The sequence below is a fragment of the Bradyrhizobium sp. B039 genome, assembly GCF_038965675.1.
Classification (GTDB): domain Bacteria; phylum Pseudomonadota; class Alphaproteobacteria; order Rhizobiales; family Xanthobacteraceae; genus Bradyrhizobium; species Bradyrhizobium diazoefficiens.
Genome location: NZ_CP152416.1, coordinates 1145896 through 1165580 on the forward strand (window position 1 = coordinate 1145896; position 19685 = coordinate 1165580).

General features: G+C 65.2%; 18 protein-coding genes. 10 read left to right on the forward strand and 8 right to left on the reverse strand.

What is annotated here, in order from left to right:
- Positions 1 to 193 precede the first annotated feature (193 nt).
- The 4 genes from AAFG50_RS05280 to AAFG50_RS05295 form a co-directional block, all read right to left on the reverse strand.
- Positions 194 to 1507 carry a Gfo/Idh/MocA family oxidoreductase gene (locus tag AAFG50_RS05280; protein ID WP_028173806.1) on the reverse strand — a complete coding sequence of 438 codons (1314 nt, stop codon included), beginning with the start codon at positions 1505 to 1507 and terminating at the stop codon, positions 194 to 196.
- 187 nt (positions 1508 to 1694) lie between these two features.
- Positions 1695 to 2495 (reverse strand): phytanoyl-CoA dioxygenase family protein, encoded by an 801-nt coding sequence (locus AAFG50_RS05285; RefSeq protein WP_028173807.1) that lies wholly within the window; start codon positions 2493 to 2495, stop codon positions 1695 to 1697.
- Positions 2496 to 2634: 139 nt separating this feature from the next.
- Entirely contained in the window at positions 2635 to 3312 is a 678-nt protein-coding gene (locus AAFG50_RS05290; protein ID WP_028173808.1) for a GntR family transcriptional regulator, read from the reverse strand.
- 235 nt (positions 3313 to 3547) lie between these two features.
- Entirely contained in the window at positions 3548 to 4417 is an 870-nt protein-coding gene (locus AAFG50_RS05295; RefSeq protein ID WP_028173809.1) for a sigma-70 family RNA polymerase sigma factor, read from the reverse strand.
- 99 nt (positions 4418 to 4516) lie between these two features.
- Between AAFG50_RS05295 and AAFG50_RS05300 the strand changes: the two genes are divergently transcribed.
- Positions 4517 to 4975, forward strand: coding sequence for a carboxymuconolactone decarboxylase family protein (locus tag AAFG50_RS05300; protein ID WP_011090535.1), 459 nt, complete (start codon positions 4517 to 4519; stop codon positions 4973 to 4975).
- 67 nt (positions 4976 to 5042) lie between these two features.
- On the opposite strand, the gene AAFG50_RS05305 is transcribed toward AAFG50_RS05300, so the two are convergent.
- A complete protein-coding gene (locus tag AAFG50_RS05305; RefSeq protein WP_028173810.1) occupies positions 5043 to 5855 on the reverse strand; it encodes an alpha/beta hydrolase in 813 nt (270 codons plus the stop codon).
- 2 nt (positions 5856 to 5857) lie between these two features.
- The gene (locus AAFG50_RS05310) at positions 5858 to 6676 is read right to left on the reverse strand and encodes an alpha/beta hydrolase (RefSeq protein WP_028173811.1); all 819 of its coding nucleotides are present in this window, start codon (positions 6674 to 6676) and stop codon (positions 5858 to 5860) included.
- A gap of 134 nt (positions 6677 to 6810) precedes the next feature.
- Here AAFG50_RS05310 and AAFG50_RS05315 point away from each other — a divergent pair, with 134 nt between their 5' ends.
- Positions 6811 to 7353, forward strand: coding sequence for a methylated-DNA--[protein]-cysteine S-methyltransferase (locus tag AAFG50_RS05315; protein WP_011090532.1), 543 nt, complete (start codon positions 6811 to 6813; stop codon positions 7351 to 7353).
- Between the two features lie 43 nt (positions 7354 to 7396).
- On the opposite strand, the gene AAFG50_RS05320 is transcribed toward AAFG50_RS05315, so the two are convergent.
- Positions 7397 to 8941 carry an acyl-CoA synthetase gene (locus AAFG50_RS05320; protein ID WP_028173812.1) on the reverse strand — a complete coding sequence of 515 codons (1545 nt, stop codon included), beginning with the start codon at positions 8939 to 8941 and terminating at the stop codon, positions 7397 to 7399.
- 190 nt (positions 8942 to 9131) lie between these two features.
- A complete protein-coding gene (locus tag AAFG50_RS05325) occupies positions 9132 to 10304 on the reverse strand; it encodes an acetyl-CoA C-acetyltransferase (protein WP_028173813.1) in 1173 nt (390 codons plus the stop codon).
- A 157-nt stretch (positions 10305 to 10461) separates the two neighbouring features.
- Between AAFG50_RS05325 and AAFG50_RS05330 the strand changes: the two genes are divergently transcribed.
- The 8 genes from AAFG50_RS05330 (at position 10462) to AAFG50_RS05365 (ending at position 19592) form a co-directional block, all read left to right on the forward strand.
- Positions 10462 to 11121: a TetR family transcriptional regulator gene (locus AAFG50_RS05330; protein WP_186363037.1), complete on the forward strand. Its 660-nt coding sequence runs from the start codon at positions 10462 to 10464 to the stop codon at positions 11119 to 11121.
- A 67-nt stretch (positions 11122 to 11188) separates the two neighbouring features.
- Positions 11189 to 11947, forward strand: a complete 759-nt coding sequence (locus AAFG50_RS05335; RefSeq protein WP_011090528.1) for an SDR family NAD(P)-dependent oxidoreductase — start codon at positions 11189 to 11191, stop codon at positions 11945 to 11947.
- 196 nt (positions 11948 to 12143) lie between these two features.
- Positions 12144 to 12950 (forward strand): enoyl-CoA hydratase/isomerase family protein, encoded by an 807-nt coding sequence (locus AAFG50_RS05340; RefSeq protein WP_028173815.1) that lies wholly within the window; start codon positions 12144 to 12146, stop codon positions 12948 to 12950.
- Between the two features lie 43 nt (positions 12951 to 12993).
- Positions 12994 to 14865 carry an AMP-binding protein gene (locus tag AAFG50_RS05345; RefSeq protein WP_028173816.1) on the forward strand — a complete coding sequence of 624 codons (1872 nt, stop codon included), beginning with the start codon at positions 12994 to 12996 and terminating at the stop codon, positions 14863 to 14865.
- Positions 14866 to 15020: 155 nt separating this feature from the next.
- The gene (locus AAFG50_RS05350) at positions 15021 to 16148 is read left to right on the forward strand and encodes an acyl-CoA dehydrogenase family protein (protein WP_028173817.1); all 1128 of its coding nucleotides are present in this window, start codon (positions 15021 to 15023) and stop codon (positions 16146 to 16148) included.
- A gap of 119 nt (positions 16149 to 16267) precedes the next feature.
- Positions 16268 to 17515, forward strand: a complete 1248-nt coding sequence (locus AAFG50_RS05355; RefSeq protein ID WP_028173818.1) for an acyl-CoA dehydrogenase — start codon at positions 16268 to 16270, stop codon at positions 17513 to 17515.
- 9 nt (positions 17516 to 17524) lie between these two features.
- Positions 17525 to 18769, forward strand: coding sequence for an acyl-CoA dehydrogenase (locus AAFG50_RS05360; protein WP_028173819.1), 1245 nt, complete (start codon positions 17525 to 17527; stop codon positions 18767 to 18769).
- Positions 18770 to 18893: 124 nt separating this feature from the next.
- The gene (locus AAFG50_RS05365) at positions 18894 to 19592 is read left to right on the forward strand and encodes a nitroreductase (RefSeq protein WP_011090522.1); all 699 of its coding nucleotides are present in this window, start codon (positions 18894 to 18896) and stop codon (positions 19590 to 19592) included.
- Positions 19593 to 19685 lie beyond the last annotated feature (93 nt).

Below are 19685 nucleotides of genomic sequence, written 5' to 3' on the forward strand. Positions count from 1 at the left end.
CTGGCCCTTGAGGGCTCTTTGTGGATCCCGTGCGTTGCGGTTCCGCTAGCGAGGATGACCGGGAGGCTCGCGAGAATCAAGCCTCGTGCCGCCCTCGCAAGTGCGAACGCCGGCGAAGCAGGCGGCCTATGCCTCTCCCGCGAGCGGGAGAGATGAGGGAGCTAGCGGCGCAAGTCCTTCAATCCAACACGCCTTAACCCTCTTTCGCGAACGCCGCTTCCATCGCCTTTCGCGTCCTGATCGTCTCGTTGCCGGCGTCGAACTCGACGTCGTCCCAGCGCACCACCGTGCCATGCGCAACGTCATGTTTCAGCTTCACGCGATGGGCGAGCCCGATCGGCAGCGCGCCGGCCTTGAGGCTCGCGGCCGCCGGCACCAGCTTGCCCCACACAGTGTAGCCGCCTTCGCCGTCGAGCATTTCGCCGGCGCGCAACGCCCGCTTGGCCACCGCTGCGACGTCGCCGCGGAAGCCGTGGGGCTGGCCGGTCGGCTCACCCCGCAACGCGGCCGACAGCACCGAGATGTTCAGCTCGAGCCCGATCAGGTGATAGGGCTTGTACATCGCAGCAAAGCGTCCGCTGGAATCGGTCTTGAGGCCGTACTGCTTGAAGCAGTCGGCGGCATAGTCGTTCGGAGCCTCCAGCACGACATAGACGCCCCAGCGCAGGTCGCGAAACACCGGCCGTCCGTCGCGTTCGAGCGAGGAGACGACTTCCACCACGCCGGAGCGCTCCAGCACGCCGCCACGCGATCGCGGCCGCATGATGTGCGGCAGATCGTCGACGCCGCAGGGCGGAAACAGCAGTCCCTCCGCCGGCACGTCGAGGCCGCAGGCATTGGCGATCGCGGCCATCTCGATCGCCGACTTGGTGCCGTCGAGGAAGGAGTTGAACATCTGCGGGTTCATGCCGGCCGACTGTGCTTCGCCGGCGGTCAGGCCGTAATGCTGCCAGACGCCGTCCGGCGTCACGTCGTGATAGGCCGGCAGATATTTCGTACCCTTGCCGGCGGCGACGACGCGAAAGCCGGTGGCGCGGGCCCAGTCGACCATCTCCGCCGTCAATGCCGGCTGGTCGCCATAGGCGAGCGAATAGACCACGCCCGCCTTGCGCGCCTCCTCGGCGAGCAGCGGGCCCGCCAGCACGTCGGCCTCGACATTGACCATCACGATATGCTTGCCCGCCGCGATCGCCGCGCGCGCGTGCCTGATGCCGACGGCCGGATTGCCGGTCGCTTCCACCACCACGTCCATTGCGCCGCCGGCGATGGCGCGTGCGCCGTCATCGGTGAACACGGTCGCGGCGATGCGCGCCGCATCCCAGCCGACCGTGCGGCAGGCCTCGCGCGCGCGGTCGCGGTCGATGTCGACGATGATGGGCACCTCCAGCCCCGGCGTGTGCGGCACCTGCGCGAGAAACATCGAGCCGAATTTGCCCGCACCGATCAGCGCGACACGGACAGGCTTGCCGGCGGACGCGCGGGCCTGGAGGAGGCGGAAGAGGTTCATGGGAGACATCCAAGAGTGCTATCGCGGTCGGGACGACGCGAACGATCAGGTTCAGTCATTCCGGGCGACGCGACGGGACCGCGCGAAGCGCGCCCCGGGAGCGTCGAGCCCGGAATCCATCGGGCCGCAAAGGACGCGGATAAATGGATTCCGGGCTCGCGACTTCGTCGCGCCCCGGAATGACAGCTTACTCCGCCGCCTGCCGCGGCGCACGGGCAAGGCGCAGCAGGGCGTCGTCGTCCACCGTCTTGATCGGCGCGAAATCGCGGTGGGCGATGTATTCGGGCCGCGTGGGGGTACGGATATAATTCGAGACCGCGTTCAGCGTCAGGTACACGATCTTGCGCGGGTAGGGCGTGATGTTGCCGGCCGAGCCGTGCACGAGATTGCCGTGGAACATCAGCATGCCGCCGGGCTTGCCCGTGGGCGCCACGATGCCGCCCTGCTTGACGAGGCGCGTCACGGTGTCCTCGTCCAGCGTCCACAGCGGGTAGGACGTGGTGGCAAGGTCATGCGAGGCTTCGAGATCGCCGGCATTCTGGCTGCGCGGCACCAGCATCAGGGGGCCGTTGATCGGCATCACCTCGTCGAGGAAGATCGCGATGTTCATCGCGCGCGGCTCCGGCATGCCGTCGTCGCGCTTCCAGGTGCCGTAATCCTGGTGCCATTGCCAGACGTCGCCGGTGAAGGCCGATTTCGCGTTGATCTTGAACTGGTGCATGTAGACAGGCTCGCCGAACAATTGCTCGACCGGGTCGATCATGCGCGGATGCGCGCCCAGAATGCGGAAGGCCTCGTTGTAGAGATGCGCGGCAAACGCCGTGCGCGGCGCGCCGCTCTTCTCGCGCCAGACCTCCGGCCGGTTGGCGTCGTAAATGCCGACCGCCTCGCGCGCGAGCAGATCGACCTCCTCCTGGCTGAACAATTCGGGCAGGAACAGCCAGCCCTCGCGGTGGAAGAACTCCAATTGCTCCTGAGACAGTCTCATGGGTCGTCCTCCCGTTGTTTTGTTCTTGTCATTCCGGGGCGATGCGCAGCATCGAACCCGGAATCCATTGATCCGCAGTCTCTGTGGCCCAATGGATTCCGGGTTCACGCTTCGCGTGCCCCGGAATGACAGCGTTTAGCTACGCCGCCGCCTCGTCCGTCGCCCGCAACCTCTCCTCGGTCATCCGTCCCGCCGTCTGCGCATGCGCCAGCGCGGCGCGTTCGGCGGCCTTCGCGTCGCCTGCGAGAATGTGAGCTGCGATGTCGGCATGCTCGGCCCAGGCGCTGTCGCGATAGTCGAGCTCCGACAGCACGGTCGCCATCGAGCGGCGCATGTGCGGCCATTGCGGCGCGATGGTCTCCTCGATCACGGGATTGCCGGCGAGCTGATAGATCGCGCGATGAAAATCGACGTCGAGTGTGATGAGCTCGGCAAGCGGCGTCTTGCGATCGATGCGGCGCCCGGCGGCGAGCGCCACCTCGAGCCGCGCGCGTCCTGCCGCGTCGCTTGCGGCGCGCGTCGCGGCGAGCCGCGCGGCCAGCGCATCAATGGCGCCGCGCACCTCGTAGAGCTGGCGGATACGCGCGGGATCGAGCTGGGTGACCTCAAAGCCGCGCCGGCCGCTTTCGGCGACGAGGCCCTGCCGATGCAGCAGATGCAGCGCATGCGACACCGGCTGGCGCGACACGCCGAGCTTGTCGGCGAGCTCGTTCTGCCGGATGCGCTGGCCGGGCTGCAACGTGCGATCGGAGATCGCCTCCAGGATCCGGGCATAGACCTGGTCGATCAGGTTCGGGAGCGGGTCGAGAGGGATCACGCCGGCGGCTCCAACAGCACTTAGATGGAATACGGAATTCCGTGTTCGAAGGTACGTCGGGGGGCGGAAGGCGTCAAGCGCGTCCCGACGCGGCGTCAGCCGCCGTTGTGGGGGGCTGCTAAACGATTGATATCATTAGGGCCACCTACTGTGCATGGGGTTGTTTTCGCGATAACGGCCTTACCCGGCTGGGCGCCTACTTCTTCTTGCCCTGCTCGATCAGCATCCGGCCGGCCTAGCGTTCGAGCACCTCCACCTCGAGCGCCGCGATCGCTTCTGCATCGGCCACCGCCTCGATCGCCGCGATCCGGTCGCCGCTGAAGGTCACGCGCAGCGCGATGCGCAATTGCCCGCCGAGGATGACCGCAACACCGATCTCGCCATCGACCAGTGCCGTGCGCGCGGCCTGGGCGCGGCCCTTGTAGAGCTTCGCGACCGCATCCGCGCCGCGGATCTCCGGCAGCGTACCGAGCCGCACCGCGGCCTGGTCGGCGCGAAAGACGACGTCGGGATCGAGCACGGCGAGCAGCCCCTCGAAATTGCCTTCGCGCGAAGCCGCGAGGAAGGCATCGACGATCTTGCGTTGACGCGACAGGTCCGTCTCGGGCACCGGCGCGCCCTGCACGCGCCGCCGCGCACGGCTGGCAAGCTGGCGCGAAGCATCGACGGAGCGCCCGACGATCGGCGCTATCTCTTCGAAGGGCACCGCGAACATGTCATGCAGCACGAAGGCGAGCCGCTCGGCCGGCTGCAATGTTTCCAGCACGATCAGGAGTGCCGCGCCGACGGAATCGGCCATCTCCGCTTCGCGCTCCCGCGTCTCGTCGACCGGCTCCGGCACATGCGGGCCCATCGGGTCCTCCCGGCGCGACTTTCGTGCGCGCAGCATGTCGAGGCAGATGCGCGCGACCACGGTGGTCAGCCAGCCCCGCAGATTCGCGACATCGGACGTATCGCTCCGGCTGAGCCGCAGCCAGGCCTCCTGCACGGCATCGTCGATCTCGCCGCGGGAACCCAGCATCCGGTAGGCGACCGCGCGCAAATGATCCCTGTTGGCCTCGAACTGCTGGCTGAGAAAATCTTCTTCAAAGTTTTTTTGGGTCATCAGTCACATTCCCTCATCGCGATCCGTCATGCCCATGACGAAGCCAATCCGGCCAATGTGACCGGAACCTTCGAAATTCGACAGATGGAGACGACAACGATGCACGCCCGCATGAATCACCCCGTCATGGTCCTGCCCGAGGCCATGAATGTTCTGCAATCTCTCGGCAATTTGACCAAACAGGGCCTGCCGGAAAAGCTCCTGGAACTGGTGCACCTGCGCGCCAGCCAGATCAATGGTTGCAGCGTCTGCGTCGACATGCACCCGAAGATCGCCCGCAAGGCCGGCGAGACCGACGAGCGCCTGTTCGCCGTCTCGGCCTGGCGCGACGCGCCTTATTTCAGCGAAGCCGAGCGCGCCGCGCTGGCTCTGACCGAGGCGGTCACCCGTCTCGCCGACCGTGAGGATCCGGTGTCCGACACGATCTGGAATGAGGCCGCCAAGCATTTCGACGAGCGCGAGCTTGCAACGCTGATCCTCTCGATCGCGACCATCAACGTCTGGAACCGCCTCAACGCGACGATCAAGATGCCGGTCGGCGTGTGGAAGGTGGCGTGAGTGCAAGTGAGGGAGGCACCAGCCGTGCACTCCCTCGCCCCGCTTGCGGGGAGAGGCGAACAAGCAGCTACTCCGCCAGGAACCTGTTCACCTCCTCGCCATACTCCAGCGGCGCCTGCTCGAACATCCAGTGGCCGGCATTCGCGATCACCGCCGTCCTGGCTCCTGCGATGTGCTCCGCCAGCACGCGCCACATCACCGACAGGCTTCCCGTCGTCGCGCCGCCGCCGATCAGGAGCGTCGGCGTCCTGATCGCCTGCGCATCCGCGAGCGTGTAGGGCCGGCGCTGCTCGTTGATCTGGCCGAGGAAGGTGAGCGTATTGTCGCGCAATTGCTGCTTGGCCGCCGCCGGCACGCGGCGCCAGGAGCCGTCGCCTTCGATGCCCTCGTAGAAATTCTGCAGCGCGCCCTCGATGTCGCCGGCGCGGATCATCTCGACCGAGCGCGCCGTGCGCGCCGCGAGCGGCGGGTACGCGGGCGTGCCTTCGGGCACCGGCAGGCTGGCATCCAGATCGCCGCCGGGCTCGGCCAGCACCAGCTTGCGCAACAGATCAGGCCGCGCCTGCGCGACGCGGAACGCGATGTGGCCGCCGCGCGAATGGCCCATCAGGTTGACGGGTGCGGGCCTGACCTGCTCGATGAAGGCGATCACGTCGGCGACGTGCTGCGCCATCCTGTAGTCGTCGCCGCCGGCGTCCCAATGCTCGGGAAAGAAATGCCGCAGGCTGACCGAGATCACCCGATGGCTCTTCGACAGCGGGCCGAGCACCGAATACCAGGTGCGGAAATCGCCGAGCGTGCCATGCACGCAGACCAGCGGCGGACCATCCCCGACTTCGAGATAGGCCATGTCGTAACCGTTGACGCGAAAGCTCTGCATGGTCAGCTCGCCAGGAAATCCAGAACGACTTCGGAGTATTTCTGCGGCGCCTGCTCGAACATCGGATGCGTCGCGTTCGGGATGATCGCTGTCTTGGAGTAGGGCACGTGCGCGGCCAGCGCATGCAGCACCTTCGGCAGCAGGCCCTTGGTCCGCGCGCCCAGGATGAACAGCGTCGGCATCAGAACCGATTCCGCATCCGCCTTCGAGAAGGGCGGGCGGTTGTCGCGGACCTGGCCGATCAACGTCATGGCGTTGTCGCGCAGATTCTGCTTCACCATCGCCGGCAGCCGCGGCCAGGTGCCGGCGCCCTCCAGCGTGTCGACGAACACGGCGAGGCCGCCGTCGACATCGCCCGCCGCGATCTTCTCCGCCGAGGCCGTGAATCGCGCCAAGAGCGGCGAGGGCCCGCCGGCATAATCGGGATCGAGGCTCGCATCGAGCTCTCCGCCGGGCTCGGCCAGGATCAGCCGCCGCAACAGATCGGGGCGCGCCTGCGCCACGCGAAAGCAGATGTGTCCGCCGCGGGAATGGCCCATCAGATCGACCGGGCCGACGTCGAGCTTCTCGATGAAGGCGATGACGTCCTGGACATGCTGGGCGATCGAATAGGTATCGCCGACGCCGTCCCAGCGGTCGGGGAAGAAATGGCGCAAGCTGACGGCGATCACCCGATGCCGCTGCGTCAGCGGCCCGAGCACGCAGCCCCAGACGCGGAAGTCATTGAGCGAGCCGTGCACGCAGACCAGCGGGGGCCGGCCTCGGTCTTCACCCACGTCTATATAGGCCATGTCGTAACCATTGACGTGGAGGCTTTGCATTCCGGGCTCGCGAGATAGTGGAACTCCTGTGCAAGATTCCCGGAAACCGGGTGGATCGCAACTATTTCCAAGCCTAGATTTGGTCAGAGTTCACATTGGGGGCATGCGTTGAGGACGCAGCCAGGAACCAAGCCATGACCGACCAGCATTTTGCCCTGTTCGATACCAGGATCGGCCTCTGCGCCGTCGCCTGGGGCCCGCGCGGCATCAACGGCACGCAGCTGCCGATGGGCGGCGAGCAGAAGATCCGCACCCGCATCAGTCAGCGCCACGCTGATGCCAGCGAAGCCGAGCCGACCGCCGAGGTGCAGCAGGCGATCGACCGCATCACAAATCTGCTCGCAGGCGAGCCGGATGACCTCACCGACATCCCGCTCGATCTCGACGGCGTGCCCGACTTCAACCGCGGCGTCTACGAGATCGCCCGTACCATCCCGCCCGGCAAGACCATCACCTATGGCGACATTGCCAAGCAGCTCGGTGGCGTCCAGCTGTCGCGCGACGTCGGCCAGGCGCTCGGCCGCAACCCGTGCCCGATCGTCGTGCCCTGCCACCGCGTGCTGGCGGCCGGCAACAAGCCCGGCGGCTTCTCGGCCAATGGCGGCGTGGTCACCAAACTGAAGATGCTCGAGATCGAAGGCGCGCTGGTGAACCACACGCCGAGCCTGTTTGATTGAGGATGCCGCCACCCTCCCGGGAGGGGGAGGGGAAGAGAGAGCGCTAGATCTTCGCTGTTGTCTTCGGCCAATACCTGTCGCGCAAATGCCGCTTCACCAGCTTGCCCGTCGGCGTGCGCGGCAGCTCCGCCTCGAAATCGATCGAACGCGGGCACTTGATCGCGGAGAGGCGACCCTTGCAGAACGCGATCAGGTCGGCCTCGAGCGCCTTGCCCGCACGCGTCATGTCGTGCGGCTGCACCACCGCCTTCACCTCCTCGCCCATCTCCTCGTTCGGCACGCCGAACACGGCGACGTCGGCGACATCGGGGTGGGTGATGAGCACGTCCTCGGTCTCCTGCGGGTAGATGTTCACCCCGCCGGAAATGATCATGTAGGACTTGCGGTCGGTGAGAAACAGGAAGCCGTCCTTGTCGAGATAGCCGACGTCACCGAGCGTCGACCAGCCCTTGGCATTGTAGGCCTTCTTCGTCTTCTCGGGGTCGTTGTGATAGGCGAAAGCAGGCGCGTCGGCGAAATAGACCGTGCCGATTTCGCCGGTCGGTTGCTCCTCGTCGTTTTCGTCGAGAATCTTGATCTTGCCGACCACGGCGCGGCCGACGCTGCCGCGATGCTCCAGCCATTGCTGCGAGTTGCAGACGGTGACGCCGTTGCCTTCCGAGCCGGCGTAATACTCGATCAGGATCGGTCCCCACCATTCGATCATTTTGGCTTTGACGTCGACCGGGCAGGGGGCTGCGGCGTGGATTGCGCCCTTGAGCGTCGAGACGTTGTACCGGTAGCGTACCTCGTCCGGCAGCTTGAGCATCCGCACGAACATGGTCGGCACAAGCTGCGACTGCGTGACCTCATACTTTTCGACCAGCTTCAAGAATTCTTCGGCGTCGAAATGCTCCATGATGATGGAGGTGCCGCCGAGCACGATCGCCATCATGTTGAAGCGCAGGGGCGCCGCGTGATAGAGCGGCGCCGGCGAGAGGTACGTGCTCGCCGCATTCATGCCGCACATGTCGGCGCAGAGCACGCGCAAGAAGGCGTTCGGCACGTCGATCTTGTTGCCCTCGAACGCCTTCTTGATTCCCTTGGGCCGGCCGGTGGTGCCGGACGAATACAGCATGTCGTAGCCGGCGACCTCGTCGGAGATCGGCGTCGTCGGCTGCGCGGCGGCTTCCTTGTCGTAGGAGCGGAAGCCGGGCAGCGGTTCGTCCATCATGTAGAAGACCGGCTCGCCGGGCGTGCCCTTGATCAGGGCCTTGATCTGGTCGGCGCATTTCGGCGTGGTGATCACGACCTTGGCGCCGCAATCGGCGATGATGTAGTCGATCTCGTCCTGCTTCAGGTAACGGCTGATCGCGGTGTAATAGAGCCCGCTGCGCTGCGCGGCCCAGCAGAGCTCCATGAAGGCAAGCCGGTTCTCCATCAACAGTGCGATGTGATCGCCGGCCTTCAGGCCGAGCGAGCGGAACAGGTGTGCGCCCTGGTTCGAGAGCTCGTCGAGTTCGCGATAGGTGATCGCCTTGCCGGTGCCCGCCATCTGGTAAGCGATCTTGTTCGGCGTGGCGCGGGCGTGGATGGAGGGGTGGGTCATGAGCGTAGGTCTCTCAACAAGAAAGGTGTCATCCCGGCGAAGGCCGGGATCCATAACCACAGGCCTCGGTTGTTGAAACGAGATGGAGCTCCAGCGCGGCATAACCACAGCCTTCTGTGGCTATGGATCCCGGATCGGCGCGCGCTTTAGGCGCGCTTGTCCGGGACGACACCGTCTGTGTCGAAGCAGCTTACAGCCGCTCCACGATCGTCACATTGGCCATGCCGCCGCCTTCGCACATGGTCTGCAGGCCGTAGCGCTTGCCGCGCTGGTGCAGCGCGTGGATCAGCGTGGTCATCAGCTTGGTGCCGGAGCCGCCGAGCGGATGGCCGAGCGCGATGGCCCCGCCATTGACGTTGAGACGCTCCGGATCGGCGCCGGTGGTCTTGAGCCAGGCGGTCGGCACCGAGGCGAAGGCCTCGTTGACCTCGAACAGGTCGATGTCGCCGATCGTCATGCCGGCCTTCTCCAGCGCGCGCTTGGTGGCGTGTAGCGGCGCGTCGAGCATGATCACGGGATCGCCGCCGGTCATGGTCATGTGATGGATGCGCGCGAGCGGCTTGACGCCGAGCTGCTTCAGGCCGCGCTCGTTCACCACCATGACGCCGGAAGCGCCGTCGCAGATCTGGCTGGCGCTGGCCGCGGAAAGCTTGCCGTTCTCGGCGATCAGCTTGACGCCCTTGATGCCTTCGAGCGTGGCGTCGAAGCGGATGCCCTCGTCGATGTGGTGGGTATCCTTGGAGCCGTCGGCGCGGGTGATCTCGAGCGGCACGATCTCCTTCTTGAAGTGACCGGCTTGCGTCGCCGCGATCGCGCGCTGATGGCTGTTGTAGGAGTATTCGTCGAGCTCATTCTTCGACAAGCCGTACTTCTCGGCCATCATCTCGGCGCCGGTGAACTGGCTGAACACGATGTTCGGATACCTCGCCTCGATGCCCGGGCTCTTGTAATTGCCAAATCCGTTCTTGGCCGGGAGCTGCGATGACAGGCCCATCGGCACGCGCGTCATCGATTCCACGCCGGCCGCGATCACGACGTCCATCGTGCCGGACATCACGGCTTGGGCTGCGAAGTGCAACGCCTGCTGCGAGGAGCCGCACTGGCGGTCGATCGAGGTGCCCGGCACGCTCTCCGGCAGCTTCGAGGCCATGATCGCATTGCGCGCGACATTGTTGGACTGTTCGCCGACCTGCATCACGCAGCCCATGATCACGTCCTCGACCAAGGCCGGGTCGACCTTGGCGCGATCGACCAACTCGTCCAGCACTTTTGCGGCGAGATCGGCCGGATGCCAGCCGGCGAGGCGGCCCCCCTTGCGCCCGCCCGCGGTACGCGCAGCGGCGACGATGTAAGCCTCGGCCATTTCGGTTTCTCCCTGGATTTTTCTGGATCGGGTTGGGTTGTCGGGGCGGATTAAAAGGGTGCGGCATCATTTAGTCAATCGATCAATTAACTCTTGTGATGAGGCGCTACTTGGGCTTATCTGCGCCCCGCCTCAAGCGGCGAGAACAGGGAACTCCGTGGCTACCAGCGTACCGACCAAGCTCCCCAGCGGAAAGAATTCCACGGCAGAGAAATTGCTCGTGGCCGCAAGCGAGCTGATGATCGAACGTTCCTCGATCGAGATTTCGCTCTCCGACATCGCCCAGAAGTCGGGCGCCAACGCCGCGCTGGTCAAATATCACTTCGGCAACAAGGACGGCCTGCTGCTGGCGCTGCTCGAGCGCGATGCGGGGACGGAGCTGTCCAATCTCGAATATCTGCTGGCGCAGCCGATCACGCCGACCGCGAAGCTGAAGCTGCATATCGGCGGCATCATCCGCGCCTATCACCGGTTCCCCTACATGAATCGGCTGATCCACTATCTCCTGCACGAGAGCGTTGCCGGCTCTGCCGACGAAGTCTCGAAATTCTTCGTCGCGCCGCTGCTGGATTTTCATCGCCGCCTGCTCGCCGAAGGCGTCAGCAGCGGCGAATTCCGCCAGACCGATCCGGTGCTGTTCTACACCAGCCTGATCGGCGCCTGCGATCATCTGTTCTTCGGCCGGCACGCGATGTCCCGCGCGACCGGCGTCGGCCCGGTCACCGACGAAGTCTGCCGGCAATACATCAAGCACATGGAAACGCTGATCTGCGGCGGCATCCTCACCAACGTAGGGGAAGCTGCCGCGGCCGGATGATCCGGCCGAACGCTTCAAGTCCAGAGAAGAAACGCCCAAGGAAAAGGTAGAGGAAAGGTAGCTCACGATGCAGTTGAAAGACGTAGCCGTTCTCATCACCGGCGGTGGTTCGGGCCTGGGTGCCGCGACCGCGCGCGCCATGGCCGCCAAGGGCGCCAAGATCGGCGTGATCGACCAGAGCAAGGAAAACGCCGAGAAGGTTGCGGCCGAAGTGAAGGGCGTCGCGCTGCATGCCGACGTCACCAGCGAGGAGCAGATCAAGGCGGCGATCGCCAAGGCGGAAGCCGCCCATGGCATCGCCCGCGTGCTGATGAACTGCGCCGGCATCGGCGGCTCGCAGCGCATCGTCGGCCGCGACGGCGTCTATCCCTTGGAAAAGTTCGCGCGCATCATCAACGTCAACCTGATCGGCACCTTCAACTGCCTGCGGCTGTTCGCCGAGCGCCTCGTCACCGCCGAGCCGATCGGCGAAGAGCGCGGCGTCATCGTCAACACCGCTTCTGTTGCCGCCTATGAAGGTCAGATCGGCCAGATCGCCTATGCGGCCTCCAAGGGCGGTGTCGTCGGTCTCACGCTGCCAGCCGCGCGCGACCTCGCCAGTCAGAAGATCCGCGTCAACACCATCGCGCCCGGCCTGTTCTTGACGCCGCTGTTGATGGGCTTGAACGAAGAGGCCCGCAAGAGCCTGGGCGCCCAGGTGCCGCATCCCGCGCGCCTCGGCGATGCCAATGAATACGGCATGCTCGCGGTGCACATCGTCGAGAACCCGATGCTCAACGGCGAGACCATCCGCCTCGACGGCGCCATCCGCATGGCGCCGCGGTAGAGCTCTCTTCCCTTCTCCCCTTGTGGGAGAAGGTGGCGCGCGTAGCGCGACGGATGAAGGGTTCGCTCCGCGATCTCATCTGTGGAGGCAGACCCCTCACCCGAGCGAATGCGCGTCGAGCGACGTACATGCCCTCTCCCACAAGGGGAGAGGGCGCAGCAATCGGCACCATCGTTGCGGATGAAGGAGATCGCGCATGTCCCAACCGCTGCTGATCGAGCACAACGACGGCGTCGACCGGGTGACGCTCAATCGTCCTGACAGCCTCAACGCGCTCGATCCAGCGCTGATCGATGCGCTCAACGCCTACTTCCAGGGGCTGCAGCGCAACCGCGATACGCGCGTGGTGGTGCTGAAGGGCGCCGGCAAGAATTTTTGCGCGGGCCTCGATCTCAAGGCCGCGATGGCGCGCCGTGCCGGGCAGCAGGAGCCGCCCGGCGTCACCGAGTCGCTGGACTCGCAGCGCCGCATTGCCGACATCGTGATGCTGATGCGGCGCTGTCCGCAGCCGATCCTGGCGCTGGTGCAGGGCGCGGCGGCGGGCGGCGGCTTTGCGCTGGCGCTCGCCTCCGACATCCGGGTCGCGACGAAATCGGCGCGGATGAACTGCGCCTTCATCAAGCTCGGCCTCGGCGGCTGCGACATCGGCACCAGCTATTTCCTGCCGCGCCTCGTCGGTGTCTCCGTCGCCTCCGAGCTGATCCTCACGGGACGCTTCATCGGCGCCGAGCGGGCGCTCGCGGTCGGTCTCGTCTCAGAGGTCGTAGACGAAGACAAGCTCGATGACGCTGCCGAGCCTTACATCGATGCGATGATCACGGCCTCGCCCGTGGGGCTTCGCCTCTCGAAAGAATGTCTCAACATGAGCGTCGATGCCGGATCGCTGGAAGCCGCGATCGCGATGGAGGACCGCAATCAGGTCCTGTGCAGCCGATCCGAGGAATTTTCGGAAGGCATCAGGGCCTTCCTTGAGAAGCGAAAGCCTGTCTATATCAGGCGCTGAACGACGAAGATCCGCAAAGGACAGTAATTCCGGGAGACGCAAAATGAGTGGCAGCGCGGCGGCGGTGATGACGAAGCCCGCCTTTCGCAAGGTCGAGTGGCTGGCACGCGACATCGACGTCGAGCGCCGCGGCGACGGCACGGTGGTGCTGAAGTCGCGCATTCCGCTGCAACCTTACGAGAAGCACATCCCGGCCTCGTTGGCGAAATGGGCGACGCAAGCACCCGAGCGCATCTGGCTCGCCCAGCGCGGCGGACCGAACCGCGAATGGCGGAAGGTCTCTTACGGCGAAGCCAAGCGCACCGTGGATGCACTGACGCAAGGCCTGCTCAATCTCGGTCTCGATGGCCGCCCGGTCACGATCCTGTCCGGCAACTCGATCGAGCATGCGCTGATGACGCAGGCCGCGATGCAGACGCGCGTTCCGGCGGCTCCCGTGTCGCCGGCCTATTCGTTGATGAGCCACGATCACGTCAAGCTGAAATATTTGTTCGACCTGATCAAGCCGGCCGTGGTGATGGTGCAGGACGGCCCGACCTTCGAGAAGGCACTGAGGGCGATCGACCTCACCGGCGTCACCGTCGTTCACGTCTTGCGGCCCTGCGAGGGTATCAAGAGCGTCAGCTTTGCCGAGCTTGCGGCAACGCCGGTGACCGCCGCCGTCGAGGAGTCGATTGCCAGGATCACGCCCGACACCGTCGGCAAGCTGCTGTTCACGTCAGGTTCGACCGGCATGCCAAAAGCCGTCATCAACACGCAAGCGATGATGTGCGCCAATGCGGCGATGATGATGCAGGTGCGGCCGCGCGATCCGGGCGGTCCGATCTCGACCATGCTGGACTGGATGCCGTGGAACCACACGATGGGCGGCAATGCGGCGTTCCATCCCATTCTGGTCGATGGCGGCACGCTCTATATCGACGACGGCCGGCCGATGCCGGGCCAGTTCGAGGAGACGCTGCGCAATCTGCGCGAGATCTCGCCGACCTATTACGCCAACGTGCCGGCCGGCTACGCCGCGCTTGCCGCTGCCATGGAGAAGGACGATGCGCTCTGCCGCTCCTTCTTCAAGAACCTGTCGATCATGGCCTATGGCGGCGCGCGGCTGCCTGATGATCTCTACGACCGCATGCAGGACCTCGCGGTGAAGACCACCGGCGAACGGATCGTGTTCTACACCGGCTGGGGCTCGACCGAGACTGCGCCGACCTCGACCGGCACCTATTGGGACACCGAGCGCGTCGGCCTGATCGGCCTGCCGTTCCCCGGCGTCGAATTGAAGATGGTGCCGTGCGGCTCGAAATACGAGCTGCGTCTGCGCGGCGTCAACGTCACGCCCGGCTATTTCGGCCAGCCGGAGCTGACCAGGAAGATGTTCGACGAGGAAGGCTTCTACTGCATCGGCGATGCCGGCATTTTTGTCGACGATGCCGATCCGGTGAAGGGCATCATCTTCGCCGGGCGCGTCGTCGAAGACTTCAAGCTCACCACCGGCACGTTCGTCCATGTCGGCTCGCTCCGCACCGACACCATCGCAGCCACGACGCCTGTCGTGCATGACGCGCTGGTTGCGGGGCAGGATCGCGCCTTCATCGGCCTGCTCGCCTGGCCGAACCTGCATGCCTGCCGCCAGCTCGTCGGCAATCCCGATCTCAGCTTTGAGGATGCCGTGAAGCATCCCGAGGTGATCGCCTGCTTCAGGCGCGGTCTGGAGACGCACAACAAGGAGTGCGAAGGCGCCAGCAGCCGCATCATCGCGCGCGCCATGCTGATGGTCGAGCCGCCCTCGATCGACGGCAATGAGCTGACCGACAAGGGTTACATCAACCAGCGCGCTGGCCTGGAGCGCCGCGCCGCGCTGGTGGAGCGGCTCTATGCGGACAAGCCGGATCAGGATGTGGTCGTGCTGCGATGAAACACTCCTCTCTCCATTCGTCATTCCGGGATGCGCCGAGAGGCGCAGGCCCGGAATCCATAACCCCGGCTGGTGGATATGGATTCCGGGCTCGCGCTCCGCGCGCCCCGGAATGACGGCAATAAATGACAACGAATAAACAAAGGTAGCCCGCCATGAACTTCGACTTCTCCGACGACCAGAAGCAGCTTCGCGATCAGGCGCGCAAATTCCTCACCGAAAAATGCCCGCCCAAGGCGGTGCGCGTCGTGCTCGACGGCAAGGCGCCCTACGACAAGGAGCTGTGGAAGGGGCTTGCCGAGATGGGATTTCTCGGCGTCGCAATCCCCGAGGAATTCGGCGGCGCCGGCGCCGGCCATCTCGAGCTTTGCGTGATCGCGGAAGAGGTGGGCCGGGCCAACGCGCCGGTGCCGTTCTCCTCGACCGTTTATCTCGCCGCCGAAGCACTGCTGATCGCCGGCAGCGACGCGCAGAAGAAAAAATGGCTGCCGGCAATTGCCTCGGGCGAGGCGATCGGGACGCTGGCGCTGTTCGAGGGCAAGGGCAATCCGTCGCCGAAGGCCATCAAGCTCGCTGCTGCGAATGGCGTGCTTAACGGCGTCAAGAAGCCTGTGGCCGATGGCGCGATCGCCGACTTCGCCGTCGTTGCAGCTCGCACGGGTTCGAGCGGGCGTGAGAGCGACATCTCGCTATTCCTGGTCGATCTCAAGGGCGACGGCGTCGAGGTGAAAGGCCTGACCAACCTCGATCCGACTCGTGGCCAGGCGGAGATCACTTTCAAGGACTGCAAGGCCGAGCCGCTGGGCGCTGCCGGCGAGGGCTGGAGCATCCTCACCCAGGTGCTCGACCGTGCCGCCGTGCTGTGCGCCTTCGAGCAGGTTGGCGGCTCCGACCGCGCGCTGGAGATGGGCCGCGACTACGCGCTCGACCGCATCGCCTTCGGCCGCCAGATCGGCTCGTTCCAGGCGGTCAAGCACATGCTGGCCGACATGTATGTCTCGGCGACGCTGGCGCGTTCGAACAGCTATTACGGCGCCTGGGCGCTTTCGACCAATGCATCCGAATTGCCGGAAGCCGCCGCCGCCGCCCGCATCAGCGCCACGCAGGCGTTCCAGCACTGCGCCAAGAACAACATCCAGGTGCACGGCGGCATGGGTTTCACCTGGGAGTTCGACTGCCACATGTACTACCGCCGCGCCAACGCGATGGCGCTGGCCCTCGGCAGCCTGTCCTATTGGGAAGACCAGCTGATCGACCGCATGCGCAAGAAGAACGCGGCTTGATGTTGTCGTCATTCCGGGGCGCCGCAACGCGGCGAACCCGGAATCCGGAGATGAGTGAATAGCATCGAGATTCCGGGTTCGCGCTGGGCGCGCCCCGGAATGACAGAGAGAACAGCACCATGAACTTCGACGACACCCCCCAGGAAGCCGAATTCCGCGCCACCGCGCGTGCCTGGATATCGGCGAATGCGCCGAAGCAGTACGAGGAAGAGCTGCGCAAATCCTCGCTCGGCCGCACCCAGCTCAAGAACGCCAACATTCTCGAGGTCGCGAAGGCCTGGCAGAAGAAGAAGGCCGATGCCGGCTGGGCCTGCCTGCACTGGCCGAAGGAGTATGGCGGCCGCGGCGCCTCGCCGATCGAGCGCGTGATCTGGCAGCAGGAAGAGGGCCCGTTCGGAAAACTCTCCCATATGTTCATCATCGGCCACGGCATGTGCGGGCCGACCATGATGGCGTTCGCACGCGAGGAGCACAAGCGCAGCTATCTGCCGCCGCTCGCCTCCGGCGAAAAGGTCTGGTGCCAGCTGTTCTCCGAGCCCGCCGGCGGCTCCGACGTCGCGGGCCTGCGCACGCGGGCGGAGAAGGACGGCGATGAATGGGTCATCAACGGCCAGAAGATCTGGACATCAGGCGCGCATTATTCCGATTACGGCATCCTGCTCACCCGCACCGATCCGACCGTGCCCAAGCACAAGGGTCTCACCATGTTCTTCCTGGACATGAAGAGCCCGGGCGTCGAGGTCAGGCCGATCAAGCAGGCGAGCGGCGCCTCCGATTTCAACGAGGTCTATTTCACCAACGTGCGGATTCCCGACCATCAGCGCCTCGGCGAGGTCAATGACGGATGGAACGTCTCGCTGACCACGCTGATGAACGAGCGCATGTCGATCGGCGCGGGCGTCTCGACCGGTTTCCCTGAGTTGTTCGACTATTGCTCCAGCCTGATGCTGGACAACGGTCCGGCGATCGAGGATCGCGCCGTGCGCTCGAAGCTGGCGAACTGGGCGGTGAAGGCGAGCGGGCTGCGCTACACCAGCATGCGCGCGATCTCGGCGCTGTCGAAGGGCGAGCGGCCGGGGCCGGAAAATTCGATCGGCAAGCTGGTGGCGGGCTCGATGATCCAGGACGTCGCGGCCTACGCGCTGGACTTGCAGGGCGCGAGCGGTGTCCTCAGCGGCCCCGAGGATGCCGAACTCGCCGGCCGTTTCCAGGCCATGCTGCTGCGTGCGCCGGGCACCCGTGTCGAAGGCGGCACCGACGAGATCATGCGCAACATCATCGCCGAGCGGGTGCTGGGCCTGCCGGGCGACATCCGGGTCGACAAGGACGTGCCGTTCAACAAGATCCCGACGAAGGGAAGAGGTTAGAGGTCCGCCATGAATTTCGACGATACCCCGCAGGAAGCCGCATTCCGCGAGACTGCGCGCCAATGGGTCGAGGCCAACGCGCCGAAGGAGCTGCATGCCGAGCTGTCAAAATCCTCGCTTGGTCGCATCCGGCTTGCGAAGCACGACATCGTCGATGTCGGCAAGGCCTGGCAGAAGAAGAAGTTCGAGGGCAATTGGGCCTGCCTGCACTGGCCGAAGGAATATGGCGGCCGCGGCGCCACGCCGATCGAGCGCGTGATCTGGCAGCAGGAGGAGGGCGTCTACGGCAAGCTGACGCAGCCGTTCCAGATCGGCGAAGGCATGTGCGGGCCGACCGTGATGGCCTGGGGCAGCGAGGACGCCAAGCGTCGCCATCTGCCGAAGCTCGCCTCGGGCGAGGAGATCTGGTGCCAGCTGTTCTCTGAACCCTCGGCCGGCTCTGACGTTGCGGGCTTGCGCACGCGTGCGGAGAAGAAGGGCGACAATTGGGTCGTCAACGGCCAGAAGATCTGGACCTCGGGCGCGCATTATTCCGACTTCGGTCTTCTGATCGCGCGCACCGATCCGAGCGTACCCAAGCACAAGGGCCTCACCATGTTCTTCCTGGACATGAAGAGCCCGGGCGTCGAGGTGCGGCCGATCAAGCAGGCCAACGGCATGCAGGAGTTCAACGAGGTCTATTTCACCGACGTGGTGATATCAGACAGCCAGCGGCTCGGCGCCGTCGGCGAGGGCTGGAGCGTGTCGCTGACCACGCTGATGAACGAGCGCATGTCGATCGGCTCGCGGCTCGCGACCGGCGTGCCTGAGATGTTCGAGTTCTGCTCGAACCTGATGCTGGAGGACGGGCTTGCCATCGACGATCCCGCGGTGCGCTCGAAGCTTGCGAGCTGGGCGGTGAAGTCGAGCGGGCTGAAATATACCAGCTACCGCGCGATCTCGGCGCTGTCGAAAGGCGAGCAGCCGGGTCCGGAGAACTCGATCGGCAAGCTGGTCTCGGGCATGATGCTCCAGGACATCGCGACCTACGCCATGGACCTCCAGGGTGCGGCCGCCGTTCTCACGGGCAGCGATGAGGAGACGGTGCAGGGCCAGTTCCAGCAGATGCTGCTGTCCTCGCCCTCGATGCGCATTGCCGGCGGCACTGACGAGATCCTGCGCAACATCATCGCGGAGCGCGTGCTGGGCCTGCCGGGCGACATCCGCGTCGACAAGGACGTGCCGTATAACAAGATCCCGACCAAGGGACGCTAGTATCGTAGGGTGGGCAAAGCGAAGCGTGCCCACCATATGCAGGTGCGCCGAGGTAGGTCTGTTGGTGGGCGCGGCGCTATGGCGCCTTTGCCCACCCTACGAAGAGAACAATGCGAGCTGATCAATGGACGCAAAAGTGAATCAGAATAACCGCATCGGCGTGCTCGAAGAGCTGCTCAACGAGCGCTACTCCGTCCGCGCTTTCCTTCCCAAAGAGGTCGATCGCGCCACCATCGAGCACGTGCTGACCACCGCGCAGCGCACCGCGTCCTGGTGCAACAGCCAGCCCTGGCAGGTCATCATCGCCAGCGGCGAGGCCAAGGAGCGCTTTCGCCGGCTGATCTACAAGGAAGCCTCCAGCGGACTCGGCGACGATTACGATTTCACCCCGCCGCGCGAATATGTCGGCGTCTATCTCGATCGCCGCCGTGAGAGCGGCTTTCAGCTCTACAACACGCTCGGGATTCCCCGCGGCGACAGAAGCGGCTACGCCAGGCAGGCGCTGGAGAACTACAATTTCTTCGGCGCGCCGCATGTCGCAGTCATCCACACCAACGAGCCGCTCGGCATCTACGGCGCGATCGATTGCGGTGCCTATGTCTCCAATTTCATGCTGGCCGCCCAGGCGCTCGGGCTCGGCACGATTCCGCAGGCGGCGCTGGCGCGCCACTCCGGCCTGATCCGCCGTCACTTCAATCTGCCCGATGACCGCCGCGTCGTCTGCGGCATCTCGTTCGGCTATGCGGACCACGCCCACAAGGTCAACAGCTACCGCACCTCGCGGGCGAGCGTCGCTGACACCGTGACATTCGTGGACGAGTGATCGAGCGGCACGCCCGATACTCACGCGCGCATCAAGGCGGCCGCGGAAACGGCCGCCTTCATGCTTGTCGTCTCAGTCCGGTTGACGCGTGCC

Excerpts from the sequence above, each read along its gene's own strand:
- AAFG50_RS05360 (WP_028173819.1), top strand. The coding sequence starts at position 17,525 with ATGAATTTCGACGATACCCCGCAGGAAGCCGCATTCCGCGAGACTGCG.
- AAFG50_RS05295 (WP_028173809.1), bottom strand. The coding sequence starts at position 4,417 with ATGACCCAAAAAAACTTTGAAGAAGATTTTCTCAGCCAGCAGTTCGAG.
- AAFG50_RS05345 (WP_028173816.1), top strand. The coding sequence starts at position 12,994 with ATGAGTGGCAGCGCGGCGGCGGTGATGACGAAGCCCGCCTTTCGCAAG.
- AAFG50_RS05310 (WP_028173811.1), bottom strand. The coding sequence starts at position 6,676 with ATGCAAAGCCTCCACGTCAATGGTTACGACATGGCCTATATAGACGTG.
- AAFG50_RS05355 (WP_028173818.1), top strand. The coding sequence starts at position 16,268 with ATGAACTTCGACGACACCCCCCAGGAAGCCGAATTCCGCGCCACCGCG.
- AAFG50_RS05280 (WP_028173806.1), bottom strand. The coding sequence starts at position 1,507 with ATGAACCTCTTCCGCCTCCTCCAGGCCCGCGCGTCCGCCGGCAAGCCT.
- AAFG50_RS05365 (WP_011090522.1), top strand. The coding sequence starts at position 18,894 with ATGGACGCAAAAGTGAATCAGAATAACCGCATCGGCGTGCTCGAAGAG.
- AAFG50_RS05350 (WP_028173817.1), top strand. The coding sequence starts at position 15,021 with ATGAACTTCGACTTCTCCGACGACCAGAAGCAGCTTCGCGATCAGGCG.
- AAFG50_RS05305 (WP_028173810.1), bottom strand. The coding sequence starts at position 5,855 with ATGCAGAGCTTTCGCGTCAACGGTTACGACATGGCCTATCTCGAAGTC.
- AAFG50_RS05300 (WP_011090535.1), top strand. The coding sequence starts at position 4,517 with ATGCACGCCCGCATGAATCACCCCGTCATGGTCCTGCCCGAGGCCATG.
- AAFG50_RS05335 (WP_011090528.1), top strand. The coding sequence starts at position 11,189 with ATGCAGTTGAAAGACGTAGCCGTTCTCATCACCGGCGGTGGTTCGGGC.
- AAFG50_RS05340 (WP_028173815.1), top strand. The coding sequence starts at position 12,144 with ATGTCCCAACCGCTGCTGATCGAGCACAACGACGGCGTCGACCGGGTG.
- AAFG50_RS05315 (WP_011090532.1), top strand. The coding sequence starts at position 6,811 with ATGACCGACCAGCATTTTGCCCTGTTCGATACCAGGATCGGCCTCTGC.
- AAFG50_RS05320 (WP_028173812.1), bottom strand. The coding sequence starts at position 8,941 with ATGACCCACCCCTCCATCCACGCCCGCGCCACGCCGAACAAGATCGCT.
- AAFG50_RS05285 (WP_028173807.1), bottom strand. The coding sequence starts at position 2,495 with ATGAGACTGTCTCAGGAGCAATTGGAGTTCTTCCACCGCGAGGGCTGG.
- AAFG50_RS05325 (WP_028173813.1), bottom strand. The coding sequence starts at position 10,304 with ATGGCCGAGGCTTACATCGTCGCCGCTGCGCGTACCGCGGGCGGGCGC.